Origin of the sequence: Rhizobium skierniewicense Ch11, from assembly GCF_023757665.1 — a bacterium.
In the GTDB taxonomy this organism is placed as follows: domain Bacteria; phylum Pseudomonadota; class Alphaproteobacteria; order Rhizobiales; family Rhizobiaceae; genus Agrobacterium; species Agrobacterium skierniewicense.
This window is the reverse complement of the sequence record NZ_RXPG01000028.1, coordinates 354586-370477: the sequence shown is the minus strand read 5'-3', so window position 1 is coordinate 370477 and position 15892 is coordinate 354586. Positions and strand designations below refer to the sequence as shown.

The following is a 15892-nucleotide window of genomic DNA, read 5'->3' as shown; positions in this document are numbered from 1 at the left end:
CGAAAACACCACCTGAACGAGAAGCCCAAAAACGCAAAAACCCACCGACAAAAATCGGCGGGTTTGTCAGCAGTCTGAGCCCCGCTTGCGGGGCTTTTTGGTTGGCGTGTCATTTGCGTGGGAGGACACTTATTTCTGCGCTGACTTGCGGGACTTGGTCTTTGGTTTGGCGGCCTCGGTAGCAAGGGCCAGTTTCACATCTGCCTTTTTGCGGTGTGCTGGCTTGGTGGCCTTCGAGTTCTGCAACAGTGCATATTCCTGCTTGGCCTGCTCCCAATGGTCGGCATCACGCCCATGCTGACGCCCATCTTTTTCCCAGAGGGTGTAGGCGCGTTTGCTGATCCAATCATTTTCTGAAACCGGCATTTCTATCTCCCGTTAGAATGTCATCAGCCATGGGATGGCTGTCTGAATGCGCCGGCTGCAACGCTTAAAAAAAATGAGCGCGCCGGTATTTTACCAAAATATTACATGCCATGATTCTCAGGGGCGTCAAGTTAATTTGCTGCACTGCAAGAGCTCTGGCATTCCTGTTTGTCGAGCAATTTCAAACATTCGATTGCTTCCGGTGTTGCATACCCAACGATAAATGTTGCGTGAAGTTCCTTCGTCCTCCACATTGCTGTTGCAGCGCAATGCTTTTGAGGAGGAGACATGGTGCAGCAGAGCTCAACGACAGATGAGGTCATCGTCGAAACACGCGGTCATGCCGGTCTGATCCGCCTCAACAGACCGAAAGCCATCAACAGTCTCAACCAGGCAATGGTGTCAGGCATGAAGGCTGGGCTTGACGCTTTTGCACGCGATGCCGCCATAACATGCGTGATTTTATCCGGCGAGGGGGAGCGCGGTTTATGTGCTGGCGGCGATGTGCGCCAGATCCATGCCATGAAATCAGCTGGCGAGATGGACCGCACCCGATTCTGGCGGGATGAGTTTCCGCTGAATGACACGATCTCCCATTATCCCAAGCCCTATATCGCGCTGATGGATGGCATCGTCATGGGCGGTGGCGTCGGTATTTCGTCCCATGGCCGGTATCGGATCGTCACGGAACGCACCCGCCTCGCCATGCCGGAAACTGCCATCGGCTATTTCCCCGATGTCGGCGCGACATGGCTTTTGCCCAGGGCACCAGGCGAAGTGGGTTGCTGGCTTGGACTGACCGGGCGCGAGATCGGCGCAGCCGACGCGATCTATGCGGGTCTTGCCGATTATCATGTCGCGTCCCACCGACTGCCGGAGCTGGTGCATGCACTGGCTAAGGTCTCGTTTGCCGCTGATATCGGTGCCGTCATCGAAGGTTTTTCCAGCAGGCCGGAAGAAAACGGTTTTCTGTGTTTTCACCGGAGCGAGATCGATACGGCGTTCGGCTTCGACACGGTTGACGATATCATCGATGCCTTGGCATCGACCAAGAGTGATTTCGCACGAGAGACGCTCAAAGCCCTGCACTCGCGCTCGCCGACCAGCCTCAAGCTGACCTTGCTCCTTTTGCGGCTGGGACGGGAGAGTTCTGGTCTGGTCGAGTGTCTGGAACGTGAATTCGTTGCGGGTTGCGCGGTGTTGCGCAACCATGATTTTTACGAGGGCGTGCGTGCGGCGCTCATCGACAAGGATCGCCAGCCCTCATGGCGTCCCGACACCTTGGCGCAGGTCAGTGATGCGCAGCTTGATCGATATTTTGTTGCCACAGAACCGCCCCTGTTTCGCGATCATCGCCTGTGATTTTTGCGGCGCGAAACATATGTTCGACTTCGACTGTCGCTGCAGCAAAACATTCTAAAATCCACTTGCGGTGCGTAGCGCCATTCCTCGCAGCTTGAATAGCGCTTCCTTATCTTGCCGGTACAATTTGTGCTGTGGGGAATTCCATGAAACGGATCATGCTTATCGGTGCTGCTGTCGCAGCGCTTCTGTCGACCTCTGCCTCGGCGCAGGAGCCGAAAACGCTTCTCAACGCGTCCTATGACGTGGCGCGTGAGGTTTTTGCCGCCGAAAACGAAGCCTTCGTCAAGGTGCATCCGGGCGTAACCGTCGATCAGTCGCATGCGGGAACATCCAAGCAGGCGCGCGCCATCGTCGAGGGTCTGGAAGCCGACGTCGTGACCTTCAACCAGGTGACGGATATCGATTTTCTGGTGAAGCAGGGCTTCGTTTCTGCCGATTGGAAGAAGAGTTTCGCGAATGATGCATCGCCCTTCTACTCGTTTCCGTCCTTCCTCGTTCGTGCTGGAAACCCCAAGAACATCAAGGATTGGGACGATCTTGTCCGGGACGATGTGAAGCTCGTTTTCCCCAACCCCAAGACATCTGGTAACGCCCGTTACACGTACTTGGCAGCGACGGCGTTCGCGAAGGAAAAGTTCAACAACGACGAAGCCAAGGTTGAGGACTTCATCAAGAAGATCTTTGCCAACACGCCTGTCTTCGACACCGGAGGCCGCGCTGCCACCACAACCTTTGTCGAGCGTGAAGTGGGCGACGTGCTGATCACTTTCGAGGCTGAAACACGTGGTATCGCCAAGCAATATGGCAAGGACAAAGTCGAAAGTGTCGTTCCATCGGTGAGCCTTCTCGCGGAATTCCCCGTGGCCGTCGTGGACAAGGTGGTCGACAAGCGGGGTTCGCGTGAACTGGCAAAGACCTATCTCGATTTCCTCTACACCGAGGAAGGCCAGCGCATTGCCGCGCAGTTCGGTCACCGCGTCCACAATGAAAAGGTCGCGGGCGAATTCAAGGATCAGTTTCCACAGATACGCCTCGTCAATGTCAACGATGTCTTTGGCGGTTGGGACAAGATCCAGACAGAGCACTTCGCATCCGGTGCCGTGCTTGATACGCTTTACGGCAGCCGTTAATTGCTGATTTTGGGTTCGCTTGACCCGGTGGGCCTCCCGCCGGGTCGCTTTTGCATGATAGGGGACGGGTTTGAGACGCAATGTTTTGCCGGGGCTGCGATTGTCGCTCGGCGTGACCCTTCTCTATGTCGGCATCATCGTCGTCCTGCCGCTGGCCGCACTGGTGTTCAAGGCGGCCAGTCTGGGCCCTGCCGAATATTGGGCCATCATCTCGTCACCGCGCGCCGTCGCAAGCTACCGCGTCACCGTGCTGTGCGCTCTTGTGGCCACGCTGTTCAATGTCGTCTTCGGCCTCGCATTGGCATGGGTGCTGACCCGCTACCGCTTTCCGGGCTACCGTATCGTCGATGCGATCGTTGATCTGCCGTTTGCGCTGCCCACCGCTGTCGCGGGCATCGCACTGACGGCCCTGTTTGCCGGAAACGGCTGGTTCGGCTCGATCCTTGCCCATGCCGGTATCAAGGTGGCTTACACCCCGCTTGGCATCATCATCGCCATGGCCTTTACCAGCCTTCCTTTCATCGTGCGTACGGTGCAGCCTGTGCTGGAAGATTTGGACCCGGCGCTGGAAGAGGCGGCGCAGTCTCTGGGTGGCTCGGATTTCGAGATTTTCCGAAAGGTTATTCTACCCCTGCTGACACCTGCCATTCTGGCTGGCCTGTCGCTGTCCTTTGCCCGTAGCCTTGGCGAGTTCGGCGCGATCATCTTCATCGCCGGCAATCAGCCGTTTTCAACCGAGATCACGTCGCTTCTCGTCTTCATCCGGCTGGAGGAATATGATTATCAGGCTGCAGCCGCGATCGCCTCGGTGCTGCTGCTCACGGCCTTCGTCATGCTCGCCGTCACCAATGTTCTGCAAACGCGTGCCATGCGTTATACGGGGAGGAGCTAACCCATGAGTGCTCATTCCCTTCGCCGTAAGCCGCCTCGCGTGGGTGACGCACCTCTCGTGCGCCGCTCGCTGATTGCTTTCGTTCTGATCATGGGTGCCTTGCTTGTCGTCGCGCCCTTGCTGATCATCGGCGTCGAAGCCTTCTCTCAGGGGTGGAAGACCTATACGGCGACCATCAATCACCCCGATACGCGCCACGCCATCATGCTGACGGTGATCACGGCGCTGATTGCGGTGCCGGTCAATACCGCCTTCGGCATTGCCGCCGCTTGGGCGATAACCAAATTCGATTTCAGAGGCCGTCGCTTTCTCCTCGTCCTCATCGAAATTCCCTTTTCCATCTCGCCCATCGTGGCAGGCGTCGCCTATCTCTTCGTCTACGGTTTGCAAGGCCTGCTTGGTCCGTTCTTCGCGGCCTATGACATCAAGGTGCTGTTTGCCCTGCCTGGTATCGTGCTGGCCTCCATGTTCGTGACCGCCCCCTTTGTGGCACGCGAACTGATCCCGCTGATGCAGGCGCAGGGACGTGATCTTGAGGAAGCGGCGACATCGCTTGGTGCATCCGGCTGGCGCACCTTCTGGTCTGTTACCCTGCCCAACATCAAATGGGCGCTGCTCTACGGCGTCGTGCTGTGCAACGCGCGTGTGATGGGTGAGTTCGGTGCAGTGTCGATCGTATCCGGCAATATTCGCGGCCAGACCAACACGCTGCCTTTGCATATCGAGCTGCTCTATCACGATTATCAGGCCGCTGGCGCCTTCGCCTCGGCATCCATCCTCGCGGCTCTCGCCGTCGTCACGATCATTGCCAAGGTCGCGCTGGAAAAGCGCGGGGCAGGCCGTGGCGCGAGGAAAACCGCTGCCGCACCGGAGATTAGCGCATGAAAATCCGTCTCGAAAATGTGGTGAAGACCTTCGATCGTTTTCGTGCGGTGCGCGATGTCTCGCTGGATATCGAAAGCGGCGAGTTGCTGGCGCTCCTCGGTCCGTCCGGATCGGGCAAGACGACGATCCTGCGCATGGTCGCCGGGCTCGAATATACCGATGGTGGCCATATCTATTTCGGCGATGAGGACGCCACCAACATTCCGGTGCGCGACCGTGGCGTCGGTTTCGTGTTCCAGCATTACGCGCTCTTCCCGCATATGACGCTCCACGAAAACATCGCCTTCGGGATGAAGGTCTCCAAGGTCAAGCGCGACAGGGCCGCCATCGATGCGCGCGTTGACGAGTTGCTGCGGCTGGTCAAGCTGGATGGGTTGGGTGAACGGTTCCCTTCGCAGATTTCCGGCGGTCAACGCCAGCGCGTCGCACTGGCTCGTGCTCTTTCCGTCGATCCAAAGGTGCTGCTGCTGGATGAACCCTTCGGCGCGCTGGATGCCAATGTGCGGCGCGATCTTCGCCGCTGGCTGCGCGAAATCCACAGAGAACTCGGCATCACCACCATCTTCGTCACCCATGATCAGGAAGAGGCGCTGGATCTGGCCGACCGCGTGGTCATTCTCAACCAGGGAGAGATCGTGCAGCAGGGCACACCGAAAGAGGTCTGCCGCCAGCCGAACTCGTCCTTCGTCATGCGTTTCCTGGGCGATGCCAACCGCATCTCCGGCACCGCCCGCGCGGGCAAGGTTTTCGTCGGTTCAGCCGAAGTGCCCTTCGCCTATAGCCAGGGCGACGGCCCGGTCGACATCTACGCCCGCCCCAATGATCTGGAGTGGGGAAACCTGCATGATGGCATTCCGGCGCAGGTGACCCGCGTGCTGGACCGCGCAGGCGACCGGCGCGTCATCGCCTCGACGACGGAGGGCGATCTGCTGGAATTCGATGTTCCCCCGGAAACGACCGTTGAAGCAGGTGACCACGGCCACATCGTCATTCGCCGCGCCAAGATTTTTCCGGCGGGTTAAGCGCTGAGTTCGAACGTCGTTTCGGCCAACGCCTCGCCATTCACTATCAGCTGTATCAGGTGCAGGCCAGGATAATGCTTGCGGGTTGTGAAATCCCGGATGGCGCGGCTGATGGAGAGTGTGCAACACTCTTCCGGTTGAAGGCTCAGCTCTTTCCATTTGAAAATCTTGGGTGAGGTGCCGCCGCCTTTCTTCACGTAGTGAACGGCGTAGTCGATCACCAGTTTCTGTGGCTGTCCGGATTTCGAGCGAAGCGATGCCGAAATCCGGACAGCGCCGCCAAGTGGTAATGCATCTGGCGTCACCTGAAACGCCTCTATCGCAATCTCCGCTTTTTCATGCGCGCCAAGATGCGCGAGCGCCGAAACGTCGCCCTTCTTCACCAAGGTTCGCAACGCCTGCCGGATGATCCATGCGGTATGCTTGTTGTCCTTGGGCCACGTGGAGATGCGCTCCAGAACCCATTGCGGATTATCCTTGGTGATATCGTTCAGATGGTTGGCCACGGATTTGCGCACATAGAGCGCATCGTCGCTTTTGAGGTTTTCAAGAATGGTGGCGACAGGCGAAGGATCTTCGATCAGCGCCTTGATCTGAAATGACCATGGCAGACGCGGGCGGCAGCCTTCGCTGGCCAATCTCCGCACATGTTCGTTTTCATCTCGCGACCACTCCTCCATGGTCGCCAGCGCACGGGGCATATCGGCGAGGATAAAGTGACGTATAGCGAATTCCGACGAGCCAAAGCGCGTGAAAAATTTCAGCGCTGTCATGGAGGCATCAAAATGCTCCAGGCCGTAGAGTGCCACATATTCCGACAGGGAAATCGAGGTAAAGCCGTGGTTGATGCGCGGTGCCAGTGATGCGAGGATTTCGAGGTTGCGCACATAGTCGCCGCGCAGAGTGGCATGAAGGCTGGTGGCCACCTGGCGCATGCGCTTCATGATACCGAGTGTATCGAGGTTGGCTTCGGCTAGTGCCAGAAACGCCTCTTCATCAAAGGCTGGATAAACGGCTTTTGTTTCAGAAGCGATAGATCGCAGTCGCTCGCGGTTGAAGATTTCCTTCAGTGCTGGCGCTGCCGTATCATTTGCCGCTGCCATGTATCCTCCCCCGAAGTTCCTTCTTTGTTCTTAGTGATATGCGTGAAATTTTGCAAATGAAAAGCCCGGCGTCGTGAAACGCCGGACTTTAAAATTTCAGCTCAAGGCGGCCGAAAATCAGTTCATCTGACTGACGAAGCGTGTTTCCAGATAGGCGCCAACGGCCTCTGAACCACCTTCGGTGCCGTAGCCCGAATCCTTGATGCCGCCGAAGGGGACTTCGGGCAGGGCAAGGCCATTGTGGTTGATGGTCAGCATGCCAGCCTCGACCTGACGGCCAAGCTCGTGGGCAGTCTTGACCGAGCCTGTGAAGGCGAAGGAAGCAAGGCCGAAGGGCAGACGGTTGGCTTCCGAGATCGCGTCATCGAAGGACTTGAACGTGTTGACGATGGCAACAGGACCAAACGGCTCATCGTTCATGATCTTGGCAGATGTCGGAACGTTGGCCAGCACGGTTGGTTCGAAGAAGTTGCCCTTGTTGCCGATGCGCTTGCCGCCGGTCTTCAGTTCCGCGCCATTGGTGACGGCGTCCTGAATGAGCGCTTCCATCGCCGGGATGCGACGCTCGTTGGCGAGGGGGCCCATGGTGACGCCATCTTCCAGACCGTTGCCGACTTTGACAGCTTCAGCGGCTTTGACAAAGCCGTCAAGGAACTGGCTGGCAACGCCCACCTGTACGAGGAAGCGTGTCGGTGCAACGCAGACCTGACCGGCATTGCGAAACTTCGACATCGCCATGATTTCGACGGCCTTTTCAATGTTGGCATCATCGAAGATCATGACAGGCGCGTGGCCGCCCAGTTCCATCGTGGCGCGCTTCATGTGCGTGCCGGCGAGCGCTGCGAGATGCTTGCCGATTGGCGTGGAGCCCGTGAAGGAAATCTTGCGAATGACCGGATGCGGGATCAGGTATTCGGAGATTTCCGAGGGTACGCCATAGACCAGGTTGATAACGCCAGCGGGAACGCCTGCATCCACGAAGGCGCGGATGAGTTCAGCAGGCGATGCCGGTGTTTCCTCAGGAGCCTTGACGATGATCGAGCAACCGGCGGCGAGCGCTGCGGACAGCTTGCGCACGATCTGGTTGATCGGGAAGTTCCACGGTGTAAACGCGGCAACAGGTCCAACCGGAACCTTGATGGCGAGCTGCGAAACGCCGGTTGCGCGGGCAGGAATCACCTGACCATAGGTGCGGCGGGCTTCTTCGGCAAACCAGTCGATCGTGTCGGCGGCGCCCATGACTTCCATGGCGGACTGGGCCAGCGGCTTGCCCTGTTCGCGGGTCATCAGCCAGGCAATCGTGTCCTTGCGCTCACGCAGCAGGTCGGCTGCCTTGCGCATGATCTTGGACCGCTCATAGGCCGATGTTTCGCGCCAGACCTTGAAGCCCTTGTCGGCAGCATCCAGCGCCAGATCAAGATCGGCCTTTTCAGCGTGTGCAATGTTGCCGAGGATTTCGTCTGTCGCCGGGTCGGACACGGCAATGGTCTTGCCGGAAAGCGCGTCGCGCCATTCGCCGTTGATGAGAAGCTTGATGTCGGGATAGCTGTGCATGAGAAATACCTTCGTAACTTGACCCACCGGCAACGTGCCGATGCTTGGCGTTGAACTGCGGTCTCGGAATTTACCGGCGCTGCATGACATGTCTTCCGTGGCGGGACAATCGAAGGCAACGATACCGGATATGGCAAATGGATTTGCCAGAGACGATGAATGACACCCCTATATTAATTCACACGACGGCGGTTTCAACCGTCTAGGGCGGGAAAAGTATGATTTTATCTTCGCAATGCAGCAAAAAACCGGCGATGGGTATCGCCGGTTTGCGTTTTGTCGTCAAATCTCAGAAAAAAGCCTGAATGCCGGTCTGGGCGCGGCCGAGGATCAGCGCATGCACATCATGCGTCCCCTCATAGGTGTTGACCGTTTCCAGATTCTGGGCGTGGCGCATGACGTGGTATTCGATCTGAATGCCATTGCCGCCGTGCATATCACGGGCCTGGCGGGCGATATCCAGTGCCTTGCCGCAATTGTTGCGCTTGACGATAGAGATCATTTCCGGCGCCATCTTATGCTCGTCGAACAGACGACCGACGCGCAGCGACGCCTGTAGCCCGAGCGTGATTTCCGTCTGCATGTCGGCCAGCTTCTTCTGATAAAGCTGCATGCCGGCCAGCGGCTTGCCGAACTGTTTGCGGTCCATGCCGTACTGATGAGCGCGGAACCAGCAATCTTCTGCGGCACCCAGCACGCCCCAGGAAATGCCGTAACGGGCGCGGTTGAGGCAGCCGAACGGACCCTTGAGGCCGGAAACATTCGGCAGCAACGCGTCTTCACCCACTTCGACGCCATCCATGACGATCTCGCCGGTGATCGATGCACGCAGAGACAGCTTGCCGCCGATCTTGGGCGCAGACAGTCCCTTCATGCCCTTCTCCAGCACGAAGCCACGGATCTGGTTGTCATGTGCTTCGGATTTCGCCCAGACAACGAAGACGTCTGCGATGGGCGAATTGGAAATCCACATCTTGGAGCCGCGCAGGCGATATCCGCCTTCGATCTTTTCGGCGCGTGTCTTCATGCCGTTCGGGTCAGAACCGGCGTCGGGCTCGGTCAGGCCAAAGCAGCCGATCAATTCGCCGGACACGAGGCCGGGCAGATATTTGTCCTTCTGCTCTTCCGAGCCATAGGCAAAGATCGGGTAGATGACGAGGGAGGACTGCACGCTCATCATCGAGCGATAGCCGCTATCGATGCGCTCGACTTCGCGGGCCACGAGGCCGTAGGCCACATAGCTTGCTTCGGCAGCACCGTATTTCTCAGGAAGCGTCACGCCCAGAAGACCGGTCTGGCCCATCAGACGGAACAGCTCAGGCTCAGAACTTTCAGAGAGATAGGCTTCGTTGATGCGTGGCAGAAGCTCCGATTGAGCAAAGGCGGCTGCCGTATCGCGGATCATCCGCTCGTCTTCGGTCAGTTGGTCCTCGAGAAGAAACGGGTCCTGCCAATTGAATGCTGTGCGTTCGCTCACGGTAAATCTCCAAAATTGCTGTCGGGATTATTGGCATTTGGCAGCGTCGCGGCAAGCCATGTTTACTCATTTTGCTATTACCGTTAGGAATGCGGCATGACCTCGCTCAGCCGCAAACTTCTACCTTCCACCAGCGCTCTTGCCGCCTTCGATTCCGTGGCGCGGCTGGGCAGTTTTTCGCTGGCGGCTGATGAGTTGTCATTGACGCAAGGGGCGATCAGCAGGCAGGTTCTGTCGCTGGAAGACCAACTTGGCGTGCGTCTGTTCGAGCGTGGCGCGCGCGGCGTTTCGTTGACGGCCGAGGGCCAGACCTATGCCAAGGCCATTAGCACGGCGCTGGGCGATATCCGTTCCGCATCCTTGCAGATTATGACCAAAACGCATGGCAACAGGCTGAACCTTGCCATGCTGCCCACTTTCGGCACGCGGTGGCTTTTGCCACGTATTCCCAAATTTGTGGCGGCGCACCCGGAAATCACGCTCAATTTCGCCACCCGTATCGGCCAATTCGATTTCGAGAAGGAAGGTCTGGATATGGCCATCCATATCGGTCAGCCGGATTGGCCAGCGGCGGAAAGCACGTTTTTGATGGATGAGATGGTGGCGCCGGTGTGCAGCCCGTCCTTTCTGGCGGCGCACCCCATTGTCAAGGCGCAGGATATCTCCACCCTGCCGCTCCTGCATATGGCATCGCGCCCCGGCGCCTGGGATCACTGGTTTCAGAGCCTTGGCCTCGGGGCGCAAAACGCACCCGCCATGCGGTTCGAACAGTTCTCCAGCGTCGCCCAAGGCTGCATCGCCGGGTTGGGCGTGGCGCTCATGCCGCTGTTTCTGATCGATATCGAGCTGAAAGCCGGGCAACTGGTCGCCGCCTTTGATCATCAGGTCAAAAGCCCCAGCTCCTATTATGCCGTCGCGCCGCTTTCCCGCATCAATCACGCGCCCGTCGTGTTGTTCAAACAGTGGCTGCTGGCGGAAGTCGAGGCGTTTCGTGCGCAAGGCGAATTTTAATTTCGCACTCGTTTCCTCGACTTAAGTCTCCAGCCCAAAAATCCCAAGCTTGACGACTCGACAAAAACGCCAATTCAAATTAGCTTGATTAAACGTTTAATCATGGGGATAATCATGACCTCGGGTCGTGCAGGGGCAAATCTGGCGGCAATCGCGTCGGCACTCGGTGTATCAGCGGCGACCGTGTCCAATGCGCTCTCCGGCAAGGGGCGGGTCTCCACAGAGCTTTCCGAGAAAATCCGCGTCAAGGCCGAGGAGCTGGGTTATGTGCCCAGCATCGCCGGTCGCGCGCTTCGCACCGGCAGAAGCGGTGTTGTCGGTCTCGTCCTGCCCGATATTGCCAATCCGCTTTTCCCGCAAATCGCTCAGGCCATCGAAAAGGCCGCCGACGCCGCCGGTTATGGCGTATTGATTGCGGACTCTCATGGTAACGTTGCTAAACAGACACAAGCGATCAACCGTCTGATCGAGCGCGGCGTCGAGGGTATGGTTGTCGTGCCACGACGCGGCACCCGCATCGGCAATGTCGATTGCCCGGTGGCGGTCATCGATTCGCCCTCTACACCCGGGAACACTGTTTCGGCTGATCATTGGGATGGTGGTTTTCAGATCGGCCGTCACCTAGCGGAACTCGGCCACCGCAACGTGGTCATCATTGGCAACAATCCGGATTCCAACGTTCAGAATGACCGTATCGGCGGCATCAGGTCCGGCCTCGGCAGCAGTGCACAGACGCAAACCCTGTGGATCGCGTCTCTGGAAAAGCGGAACGGGGCAGGGTGCCCGCTCGGCGTCGCCCAAAAGGTGATGCAGGGCTCTACCGCCTTTGCGGCTGTGTCGGATCTTCATGCGTTGCGCGCGCTCACCGAATTGCAGCGTGATGGTATCAATGTGCCGGAACAGGCCAGCGTTACGGGCTTTGACGACCTCATCTGGGCACCCGTCGTTACACCAGCTTTGACCACGGTCCGCATGGATATGGCGAAGATCGCCGATCTGGCGATTACGGCGCTGGTGCGCAGTATCGACGCGGAAGATCGCCCCCTGTCAGGAGGCGTTGTCGCCGATATCTCGAAAGTCGCAATGGAGCTCATTGTCAGACGCTCTTGCGGTCCAAACAACAAGAAGCAGGCCGCCAACACAACCTCGACAGCAGGAGAACTCGCATCATGAAAAAGATCATTCTGGCATCCGGCACCGCCCTGATGCTGTCCATGGGCGCGGCCCAGGGGCAGGACAAGACGCTGACCATTTCGGTCTATGCCTTTGCGCAGGACGAATTCAAGGAACTGGTCTATACGCCGTTCGAAGCCAAATGCGGTTGCAAGCTGGTGGTCGAAACCGGCAACAGTGTCGAGCGTCTGGCCAAGATGGAAGCCAACAAGACCAATCCGGTCGTTGATCTCGCTATCGTTTCCATGGCCGATGCGCTGTCCGCTACCCGCAAGGATTTGATCCAGAAGATCGACACGTCCAAGGTGCCGAATGTCGAGAAGCTCTATGACATCGCCAAGGACCCGAATGGCGATGGCATGAGCGTTGGTGTCAATTTCTACGCCACCTCCATCGTCTACCGCACCGACAAGATGAAGATCGAGTCATGGGCCGATCTGTTGAAGGACGGTGTTGTCGACCACGTCGCCTTCCCGAATGTCACCACCAATCAGGGGCCGCCAGCGCTCTACATGCTCGGCAAGGCCATCGGCAAGGACACGCCGGATCTGTCGGGTGCCATCGAAGCCGTGGGGAACAAGAAGGACGAGATCGTCACCTTCTATGTCAAGTCCTCGCAACTCGTGCAGCTTATGCAGCAGGAAGAAATCTGGGCAGCACCCATCGGCCGTTTCTCCTGGGCGCCCTTCACCAAACTTGACCTGCCGCTGGCATGGGCAACGCCGAAGGAAGGCCAGACCGGCGGCATGAATGTGCTTGTTGTTCCGAAGAACGGCAAAAACGAAGATCTGGCGCTCCAGTTCATGGACTTCTGGCTGTCGACGGACGTGCAGAAGGCGCTGGCTGAAAAGCTGGTCGATAGCCCGACCAACAAGGAGGTCAAGGTTTCCGACGAGGTCGCCAACAACATCACCTATGGCGAGGAAACGGCGAAGAGCCTGCAACTCATTCCGTCCGCAACGACGCTGGATAACCGCGACAAGTGGCTGTCGGAGTGGAACGCGAAGGTCGGTCAGTAAGGACGGTTTCAGGTGTGGGGACTACGTGCTGGCGCACGTCGCCCCCCCTCTGTCCTGCCGGACATCTCCCCCACAAGGGGGGAGATCAGCAGGATGCACCGACATCCATCCTGTCTCAACGTATGAGATGGCCTAAACGTGTGCCGCTATCCAATCTCCCCACCTGTGGGGGAGATGCCCGGCAGGGCAGAGGGGGCTGGCACCCGCTGCCGCTCAACGACAAATCCTCTGCCGAGCGAAGGCGGAGACATTTCAACACCGGAGAAGACTCCATGTTTCAAAACCGGGCTGAAGCCCTGGCGCTGGCCTTGCCGGCCGCGATCTTCGCGGCGGTGGTATTCCTTGTGCCCGTGTTCATTCTTCTGTCGGAAGGGTTTCGAACTGCAGACGGATGGACGTTTCAGGCCTATGTGGATTTCTTTTTCGATCCGCTAAACCGTGCTGTCTTTCTGCGCACACTGAAGCTCGGGGCTATCGTGACGGTGGTTTCCGCCATCATTGGTTATGCGGCTGCTTTTTCTATCGTCAACCTGTCGGCCAGCACCAAGGGGCACATGATCAACCTTGTCATTCTGCCGTTGATGATTTCGCCCGTGGCCCGCACCTATGCGTGGATCGTCATTCTCGGGCGCACCGGCATGGTCAACGAGGTGCTGAAACTGGTGGGGCTGACCGATGCGCCGATCCGCATCCTGTTTTCCGAAACGGCGGTCTTCATCGGCCTTTTGCAACTGTTCCTGCCGTTGATGATCATCTCCCTCATCAGCGCGCTGGAAAACATGCCGAAAGATGTCATCGCCGCCTCGCGGGTTCTGGGCGCCAACTGGTTGCAGGTATTCTGGAAGGTCATTCTGCCCTTGACCAGGGAAGGTCTCGTCGTGGGTGGCACATTGGTCTTCACCGGCTCGCTGACGGCCTATATCACGCCCGCCATTCTGGGCGGTTCCAAGGTTCTGATGCTGGAAACGCTGCTCTACCAGCAGGTGACGGTGTCCAACAACTTCGTCGCCGCGAGTGTCATCGCCTTCATTCTGATCGTCATGAGCTTTGCGGCCAACATCCTGCTCAAGCGCATCGCCACGGCAAGGAACAAGACATGACCCGGAACCTCTTCATTCCGCTCACGCTCGCGCTGGTCATCGGCTTTCTGATCGGCCCGTTCCTCATCATCGTCGCGGCCTCGTTTTCGGCAGGCGACACGCTGGCATTCCCGCCGCAGGGCTTTTCGCTGAAATGGATCGCCAAGGTCTTCACCGTCGAAAGTTTTCGCGAAAGCTTTGCCATGTCGATGTTCCTTGCCATTGGCGGCACAGTCGCCGCGCTGATCCTCGGCGTCCCCGCATCCTACGCCATGTCGCGCTACAAGCTGCCGTTTTCGGAAACCATCCGAACCATCGTTTCGGCCCCCATCATCGTTCCCGGCATCATCGTTGGCCTGGCGTTGCTGCGCTACTTCGTCGTGCCCTTTGGCATCGGCATCACGCTGGCGCTGTTTCTGGCTCACACCGCGCTGATCCTGCCCTATGCGGTGCGCGTGGTCTCGGCCAGCCTTACCAATCTGCGCTCCGATATCGAGGAGGCAGCTATTCTCCTCGGCTCATCTCGAACAGGCGCATTCTTCCGTGTCGTGCTGCCGAATATCAGGGGTGGCATTCTCTCGGCCTTCATTCTGGGATTCGTGACCAGCTTCAACCAGGTGCCGGTCTCGCTGTTCCTGTCCGGTCCCGGTGTGCGCACCCTGCCTATCGATATGCTCGGCTACATGGAAATCGTCTTCGACCCATCCGTTGCAGCTCTGTCTTCGCTGCTCGCCTTCCTGTCCATCGGCATTGTTTTCATGGCCGAACGTTTTCTGGGGTTCTCCCGTTATGTCTGACGCAAATTATCTGTCGCTCCAGAACCTGTCGCTGGCCTATGGCAACTCCGTTGCCGTGAAGGACCTCAATCTCGACATCCGCAAGGGTGAGTTGCTGGCGTTGCTCGGCCCGTCCGGCTGCGGCAAGACCACGACGATGCGGGCCATTGCCGGGCTGATGCCGGTGGCTGGTGGCCGGATCGATCTCGATGGTGTCGATATCACCCGCGTGTCCGCCAACAAACGGGCGGTTGGCCTGGTGTTCCAGTCCTACGCGCTGTTTCCGCACCTGACGGTCTATGAGAATGTCGCCTTCGGTTTGAAGCTGAAGGGCATGAGGGGCTCGGCTCTTGAGGGCAAGGTCGCGTCCGGCCTCAAATCCGTCGGTCTTTCGAGCTTTTCTTCCCGCAAACCGGCGGAATTGTCCGGCGGTCAGCAGCAGCGCGTGGCGCTTGCCCGTTCCATGGTCATGGACCCGAAGGTCCTGCTTCTGGACGAGCCGCTGTCCAACCTTGATGCAAGGCTGCGGCTTGACATGCGCACCGAGCTTCAACGCGTGCAGAAGGAAACCGGCGTCACCATGATTTTCGTCACCCATGACCAGATCGAGGCCTTGGCGCTGGCCGATCGGATCGTTGTCATGAAAAACGGCGCCATCGAGCAGATCGGCACGCCGGAGGATATCTACAACGCGCCGATCTCGTCCTTCGTGGCCGATTTCGTCGGCTTTGAAAACATCTTCCGTCTGGAGGCTGGCTTGCTCAAGACCGATAACGGAAGCGTCCCCCTTTCTGGCGCGGTTCCAAATGTGGCCGGACTGGCCTGGAGGCCGCGGATGGTCACCCTCGGGTCAGGACCCTTCGAGGGAACCGTGCGCGGCACATCTTTTGCGGGCAACACCCGGGAGTATCTGCTGGATACGCCCCTCGGGGCCATCAAGGCAGAGGTCGATGCCGCGCTGCCGGTGCAAGATATCGGCACGGCGCTCGCATTCGATCTGCCTGTCAAGAAAGCAGCAAGTTTGAAGGTGTTTCGTTGAG

At 58.3% G+C, this 15892-nt stretch carries 15 protein-coding genes; 11 read left to right on the top strand and 4 right to left on the bottom strand.

The features are described 5' to 3' along the window. Window positions 1-129 precede the first annotated feature (129 nt). Complete coding sequence (locus tag EKM04_RS18370) at window positions 130-366, bottom strand: DUF2934 domain-containing protein (RefSeq protein ID WP_183896131.1); 237 nt, start codon at window positions 364-366, stop codon at window positions 130-132. A gap of 288 nt (window positions 367-654) precedes the next feature. Here EKM04_RS18370 and EKM04_RS18365 point away from each other — a divergent pair, with 288 nt between their 5' ends. The 5 genes from EKM04_RS18365 to EKM04_RS18345 all read left to right on the top strand — a co-directional run bounded on the left by EKM04_RS18365 (window position 655) and on the right by EKM04_RS18345 (window position 5660). Further along, entirely contained in the window at window positions 655-1728 is a 1074-nt protein-coding gene (locus EKM04_RS18365; RefSeq protein ID WP_183896129.1) for an enoyl-CoA hydratase/isomerase family protein, read from the top strand. A gap of 146 nt (window positions 1729-1874) precedes the next feature. Continuing rightward, complete coding sequence (gene cysP / locus EKM04_RS18360; RefSeq protein ID WP_183896127.1) at window positions 1875-2861, top strand: thiosulfate ABC transporter substrate-binding protein CysP; 987 nt, start codon at window positions 1875-1877, stop codon at window positions 2859-2861. 70 nt (window positions 2862-2931) lie between these two features. Then, the gene (gene cysT, locus EKM04_RS18355; RefSeq protein WP_183896125.1) at window positions 2932-3753 is read left to right on the top strand and encodes a sulfate ABC transporter permease subunit CysT; all 822 of its coding nucleotides are present in this window, start codon (window positions 2932-2934) and stop codon (window positions 3751-3753) included. Window positions 3754-3756: 3 nt separating this feature from the next. Next, window positions 3757-4638 carry a sulfate ABC transporter permease subunit CysW gene (gene cysW, locus EKM04_RS18350; protein WP_183896123.1) on the top strand — a complete coding sequence of 294 codons (882 nt, stop codon included), beginning with the start codon at window positions 3757-3759 and terminating at the stop codon, window positions 4636-4638. Further along, window positions 4635-5660, top strand: a complete 1026-nt coding sequence (locus tag EKM04_RS18345) for a sulfate/molybdate ABC transporter ATP-binding protein (RefSeq protein WP_183896121.1) — start codon at window positions 4635-4637, stop codon at window positions 5658-5660. The genes cysW and EKM04_RS18345 overlap by 4 nt, the downstream gene beginning before the upstream one ends. Here EKM04_RS18345 and EKM04_RS18340 read toward each other — a convergent pair. The 3 genes from EKM04_RS18340 to EKM04_RS18330 form a co-directional block, all read right to left on the bottom strand. Then, window positions 5657-6763 carry a DNA alkylation repair protein gene (locus EKM04_RS18340; protein ID WP_183896119.1) on the bottom strand — a complete coding sequence of 369 codons (1107 nt, stop codon included), beginning with the start codon at window positions 6761-6763 and terminating at the stop codon, window positions 5657-5659. The two genes, EKM04_RS18345 and EKM04_RS18340, sit on opposite strands and share 4 nt — an antisense overlap. 117 nt (window positions 6764-6880) lie before the next feature. After that, a complete protein-coding gene (locus tag EKM04_RS18335; RefSeq protein WP_183896117.1) occupies window positions 6881-8317 on the bottom strand; it encodes an NAD-dependent succinate-semialdehyde dehydrogenase in 1437 nt (478 codons plus the stop codon). A gap of 289 nt (window positions 8318-8606) precedes the next feature. Next, window positions 8607-9794 carry an acyl-CoA dehydrogenase gene (locus EKM04_RS18330; protein WP_113495062.1) on the bottom strand — a complete coding sequence of 396 codons (1188 nt, stop codon included), beginning with the start codon at window positions 9792-9794 and terminating at the stop codon, window positions 8607-8609. Window positions 9795-9890: 96 nt separating this feature from the next. Between EKM04_RS18330 and EKM04_RS18325 the strand changes: the two genes are divergently transcribed. From EKM04_RS18325 to EKM04_RS18300, 6 genes are all read left to right on the top strand, one after another. Then, the gene (locus tag EKM04_RS18325; RefSeq protein WP_174154038.1) at window positions 9891-10805 is read left to right on the top strand and encodes a LysR family transcriptional regulator; all 915 of its coding nucleotides are present in this window, start codon (window positions 9891-9893) and stop codon (window positions 10803-10805) included. A gap of 114 nt (window positions 10806-10919) precedes the next feature. Beyond that, the gene (locus EKM04_RS18320) at window positions 10920-11978 is read left to right on the top strand and encodes a LacI family DNA-binding transcriptional regulator (RefSeq protein WP_183896115.1); all 1059 of its coding nucleotides are present in this window, start codon (window positions 10920-10922) and stop codon (window positions 11976-11978) included. Continuing rightward, window positions 11975-12997: an ABC transporter substrate-binding protein gene (locus EKM04_RS18315; protein WP_183896113.1), complete on the top strand. Its 1023-nt coding sequence runs from the start codon at window positions 11975-11977 to the stop codon at window positions 12995-12997. Before EKM04_RS18320 ends, EKM04_RS18315 begins: the two co-directional genes overlap by 4 nt. Before the next feature lie 272 nt (window positions 12998-13269). Continuing rightward, on the top strand, window positions 13270-14097 hold the full coding sequence (locus EKM04_RS18310) for an ABC transporter permease (protein WP_174154035.1): 828 nt from the start codon (window positions 13270-13272) through the stop codon (window positions 14095-14097). Continuing rightward, window positions 14094-14873 carry an ABC transporter permease gene (locus EKM04_RS18305; RefSeq protein WP_183896111.1) on the top strand — a complete coding sequence of 260 codons (780 nt, stop codon included), beginning with the start codon at window positions 14094-14096 and terminating at the stop codon, window positions 14871-14873. Before EKM04_RS18310 ends, EKM04_RS18305 begins: the two co-directional genes overlap by 4 nt. Beyond that, a complete protein-coding gene (locus tag EKM04_RS18300) occupies window positions 14866-15891 on the top strand; it encodes an ABC transporter ATP-binding protein (protein WP_183896109.1) in 1026 nt (341 codons plus the stop codon). Before EKM04_RS18305 ends, EKM04_RS18300 begins: the two co-directional genes overlap by 8 nt. The last annotated feature ends 1 nt before the right edge of the window (window position 15892 follow it).

Coding starts and splice junctions, on each gene's coding strand:
- EKM04_RS18370 (WP_183896131.1), bottom strand. CDS start 366: ATGCCGGTTTCAGAAAATGATTGGATCAGCAAACGCGCCTACACCCTC.
- EKM04_RS18365 (WP_183896129.1), top strand. CDS start 655: ATGGTGCAGCAGAGCTCAACGACAGATGAGGTCATCGTCGAAACACGC.
- cysP (WP_183896127.1), top strand. CDS start 1,875: ATGAAACGGATCATGCTTATCGGTGCTGCTGTCGCAGCGCTTCTGTCG.
- cysW (WP_183896123.1), top strand. CDS start 3,757: ATGAGTGCTCATTCCCTTCGCCGTAAGCCGCCTCGCGTGGGTGACGCA.
- EKM04_RS18345 (WP_183896121.1), top strand. CDS start 4,635: ATGAAAATCCGTCTCGAAAATGTGGTGAAGACCTTCGATCGTTTTCGT.
- EKM04_RS18340 (WP_183896119.1), bottom strand. CDS start 6,763: ATGGCAGCGGCAAATGATACGGCAGCGCCAGCACTGAAGGAAATCTTC.
- EKM04_RS18335 (WP_183896117.1), bottom strand. CDS start 8,317: ATGCACAGCTATCCCGACATCAAGCTTCTCATCAACGGCGAATGGCGC.
- EKM04_RS18325 (WP_174154038.1), top strand. CDS start 9,891: ATGACCTCGCTCAGCCGCAAACTTCTACCTTCCACCAGCGCTCTTGCC.
- EKM04_RS18320 (WP_183896115.1), top strand. CDS start 10,920: ATGACCTCGGGTCGTGCAGGGGCAAATCTGGCGGCAATCGCGTCGGCA.
- EKM04_RS18315 (WP_183896113.1), top strand. CDS start 11,975: ATGAAAAAGATCATTCTGGCATCCGGCACCGCCCTGATGCTGTCCATG.
- EKM04_RS18310 (WP_174154035.1), top strand. CDS start 13,270: ATGTTTCAAAACCGGGCTGAAGCCCTGGCGCTGGCCTTGCCGGCCGCG.
- EKM04_RS18305 (WP_183896111.1), top strand. CDS start 14,094: ATGACCCGGAACCTCTTCATTCCGCTCACGCTCGCGCTGGTCATCGGC.
- EKM04_RS18300 (WP_183896109.1), top strand. CDS start 14,866: ATGTCTGACGCAAATTATCTGTCGCTCCAGAACCTGTCGCTGGCCTAT.